Genomic DNA, 3,636 nt, shown 5'->3' with positions numbered 1-3,636 from the left:
GAAATCATCATGCTCGCAAATCGGGGCGATGCGGAATCCCAGTTCCTCGTGGGCTCACTCTGCGTCTCCGGGCTGGGGAAACCGCCGGATGCCACCGAGGGGGCGAAGTGGTACCGCAAAGCCGCCGACCAGGGCCATCCCATGGCGCAGTTCAATCTGGCGCGCGCCTGTTTCGCCGGCAGCGGCGTGACGAAGGATCCCGCAGCCGGAGTGGCATGGCTGCAAAAGGCGGCGGCGCAGGGGCTGGATGTGGCGCAGTATGAACTCGCCGCGTGCTATGAAAAAGGCGTGGGCGTGGCGCAGGACGCCGCCACTGCCGTGCAGTGGTACCGCAAAGGCGCTGAGCTGGGATACGCGCCGGCGCAGACAGCCCTGGGCCTGTGCTACACGCGCGGCACCGGCGTGCCAAAGGACCCGGCGCAGGCCGTGGCATGGTTCACCAAAGCCGCAGCCCAGAGATATGCCAAGGCGCAGAACCACCTGGCCACCTGCTACGAGTCCGGCTTTGGAGTGGCGGAAGACCGTGTCGAAGCCCTGAACTGTTATCGCAAAGCCGCAGAGCAGGGCCTTGTGCCGGCACAGGCGAATCTGGGCGTTTACTACGAGTCCGGCACCGGCACGGCGGCGGACGTGGTGGAGGCCATGAAGTGGTATCTTCTGGCCGCCGCGCAGGGGGACGCCCCCGCTGCGGAGGGAGCCCGAAACCTGGCCCTCCGGCTCACCCAGCAGCAGCGCGCCCAGGCCGAGCAGCGCGTGCAGGAGTTTCAGCAGGCCCGGAAGTGATGAAGGGGGAAAGAAATGAGCGCCGGGCCGGCCAAAATATAAAATACCCAAAGATAGCAGCTTGTTTGAAAATATAGTCAGGATGGCTGCTCGACTCCGAAAAAGACGAAGCGAGGCATGATTGGCCTCTTTTTTGGACATGCCGGCACCCCCGAAAATGGCGAAGCACGCCCTTCAAGGAACCGGTTCAAAAACCAGCCTCCCCTTCCACTGCGGCACTCGCCGCCCGCTTTGTCACATTTCCGTTTCACCCATCCGGCTTCTCATTCGCCTGCCCGTTCGCAGCATTTACTTTTGCACGTTGCATACTTCATGCTCGCACCGTACGATCTCCTCCTAGTCCAACCCGATAAGCTGCCATCCAATGAACTCCCCCGCCAAACTCATCGCCTGCGCCGCCGCCTTCAGCACCTTTCACGCCCTGGCCGCCGCACGGCAGCCCCCCGTCGTCAAGACCAGAGGATCCATTGCCGCCCATGAAACACACGGCAGCATCGCCGCGGCAGCCGTCAAACGCTGATCCTCAAACCACCGGTTCACCCTCATCACCACGTGTACTGAGCACGCCATGAAACGCATCCGTCATACCATGCAGTGGTTGTTCACAGCTCCCGAGGAGCCCGTCACTCCGGGGCGCATCATCGGCTGGTGGGAGCGGCGGCGCATTCCATTCAATGCCATCCTCGGCATCATCGGCTTTGCCTCGCTCCTGCTCTTCACCTCCTGCATTGAAAATGCCGGCGTCCTCCAGCCCGGCGAAGACGCCGTGGAGCCCGCCGCCATCGTGGTCGTCCCCCTCATCGCCAATGCCGCCTACACCGGCGGCTGGCTCATCGACTGCCCCCTGCGCCTCATGCGCCCCACCCTCAGCCCCCGCTTCACCCCGCGCCTCTTCCGCCTCGGGCTGCTCTTCTCAGTCTTCGTCGTCACCTTCCCCGCCCTCCTCTGGAGCAGCTACCGCCTCCTGCAGCTCGTGCACCTGCTGCGCTGACTTCTCTCCATACCAGCACCTACCACCATGCGTCCGAGATGCGCCTGGATGCCCCCAGCCCCAATTGAACGCTTCATGGCAGAAACACCCGTGAAGTCACCTTGAGATAAAGCCCCCTCACTTGCCCGCTGGATGCATGGAATCAAGGCAGCGCCCCTTCCCCTCCTCATTTTTTAATCATCAATCGCGCGTTCTGGTCGCGTTAAAGCCCCATGCCCATGCTCCGCCGCACACGCCCCTGGCTTACTCTCCTCCTGCTCGCCCCGGCTCTCACGCTTCTCTGCGGCAGGCCCGCCGCGGCTGCAGACGCTGTGCGCAAGCCCGTGCTCGTCACCTCCAAACGCATCTGGGACAAAGGCGCCTACAATGCCTTCACCGACCTCACACGCTACCGCGACCAATGGTTCTGCTGCTTCCGCGAAGGCATCTCTCACGCAGGCGATGACGGCAAGGTGCGCGTCCTCCGCTCCGCCGATGGCCTCGCCTGGGAATCCGCCGCGCTCATCGCCGAAGACGGCGTCGATCTGCGCGATCCCAAATTCTCCCTCAAGCCCGACGGCCAGCTCATGATCGTCGCCGGCGGCTCCATCTGGAACTACGACACCCAGCCCGCGCTGCTCAAGACCAAGCAGCCCCGCGTCATGTTCTCCACCGACGGCCTCACCTGGACAGCGCCCGCCAAAGTCATGGAAGAAGGCCAGTGGCTCTGGCGCATCGACTGGTTTCAGGGCCGGGCCTACGGCATCAGCTACTCCTACCTCCGCGCCCAGCACCCCGATCCCGCCGTGGCCGCCGCCGCAGAGGCAGACGGCCCCGTGCCGCCCGGCCCCTATCCATGGAAAGCCCAGCTCGTCACCAGCACTGACGGCTTGAAGTGGGACCTCGTCACCCACCTCGATGTCCCCGGCCGGCCCAATGAAGCCACCGTGCGCATGCAGCCTGATGGCGAGATGATCGCTCTCGTCCGTCGCGAGCGCGGCACCCTTTTTGGCTACATCGGCACCAGCCGCCCACCCTACCACGAATGGCAATGGCATACCACAGAGCACCGCCTCGGCGGGCCCAATTTCATCATCCTCCCGGACAGCACGCTCATCGCCGCGGGCCGCAGCTACCGCAAGCCCTTCTCCACCGTCATCGCCAGCATGGATCGCGAGCACTACGACATCGCCCTCACCCTCCCCAGCGGCGGCAGCGACACCGGCTACCCTGGCATGGTATGGCATAATAACGAGCTCTGGGTCAGCTACTACTCCTCCCACGAAGACAGCACCGGCAAGCCACCGCCCAACCGCCACGTCGCCCTCCCCGCCGCCATCTACATCGCCCGCATCCGCCTGGAATAACCAAGGCCCCGCAGGCAAGGGCCGCGCTGCCTCCCCCAGCCACTTCACCGGGCGTTGAGGCACCATGGTTTCGGTGGCTCCCATGCCACCCTTCAACACGGGCCACTCATACGCGCCACGGCGAGTTTGCGCCCCCCTTGCTTTGCCTGTCCATTCACTTGCGACCAGCCATTCTCGGCAAGCACGCTGCAAATGTTATGTAGTTGTAAAACACCACTGGCATCTATTTCCTTCAATGCTTCGATGGCCGCCCCGTCCCTATGACCACTCACGAAGCCCTGCGCATTCTCTCCCTTCACGCACCCATCTCACGGGAGACTCTGAACCAGGTCTATGAGGCGGCGCTGCGGGACGCGGGAGACGACGACATCCACCCGATTTACCAGGCTTACTCGCATCTCTTTGACCTCGCCGACGATGCGTTTCCTTTTCAGCCGGAAGGCGTCGCGGGCATGGCCTGGCAGCCGCAGCGCCCAGGAGTGCCCGCTGCCGCCACACCACGCCCCCGGCACATGC

Annotated in this window: 4 protein-coding genes and 1 pseudogene; all 5 read left to right on the top strand. The window is 64.0% G+C overall.

Going from position 1 to position 3,636, the window contains the following annotated elements:
- On the top strand, nucleotides 1-783 hold a 783-nt coding region (locus WAW39_RS10525), incomplete at its 5' end, for a tetratricopeptide repeat protein (protein ID WP_422318510.1).
- 364 nt (nucleotides 784-1,147) lie between these two features.
- Complete coding sequence (locus WAW39_RS10520; RefSeq protein ID WP_422318508.1) at nucleotides 1,148-1,303, top strand: hypothetical protein; 156 nt, start codon at nucleotides 1,148-1,150, stop codon at nucleotides 1,301-1,303.
- Between the two features lie 48 nt (nucleotides 1,304-1,351).
- Entirely contained in the window at nucleotides 1,352-1,774 is a 423-nt protein-coding gene (locus WAW39_RS10515) for a hypothetical protein (protein WP_422318506.1), read from the top strand.
- Between the two features lie 218 nt (nucleotides 1,775-1,992).
- Nucleotides 1,993-3,120, top strand: coding sequence for an exo-alpha-sialidase (locus WAW39_RS10510; protein ID WP_422318504.1), 1,128 nt, complete (start codon nucleotides 1,993-1,995; stop codon nucleotides 3,118-3,120).
- Between the two features lie 260 nt (nucleotides 3,121-3,380).
- Nucleotides 3,381-3,636, top strand: a pseudogene (locus WAW39_RS10505) (hypothetical protein); the annotation flags it as partial.

The organism is Prosthecobacter sp. (genome assembly GCF_049294395.1).
GTDB lineage: Bacteria > Verrucomicrobiota > Verrucomicrobiia > Verrucomicrobiales > Verrucomicrobiaceae > Prosthecobacter.
Note: the sequence above shows the minus strand (reverse complement) of the source record. Positions and strands in the feature narration are given on the sequence as shown.

Excerpts from the sequence above, each read along its gene's own strand:
- WAW39_RS10520 (WP_422318508.1), top strand. The coding sequence starts at position 1,148 with ATGAACTCCCCCGCCAAACTCATCGCCTGCGCCGCCGCCTTCAGCACC.
- WAW39_RS10510 (WP_422318504.1), top strand. The coding sequence starts at position 1,993 with ATGCTCCGCCGCACACGCCCCTGGCTTACTCTCCTCCTGCTCGCCCCG.
- WAW39_RS10515 (WP_422318506.1), top strand. The coding sequence starts at position 1,352 with ATGAAACGCATCCGTCATACCATGCAGTGGTTGTTCACAGCTCCCGAG.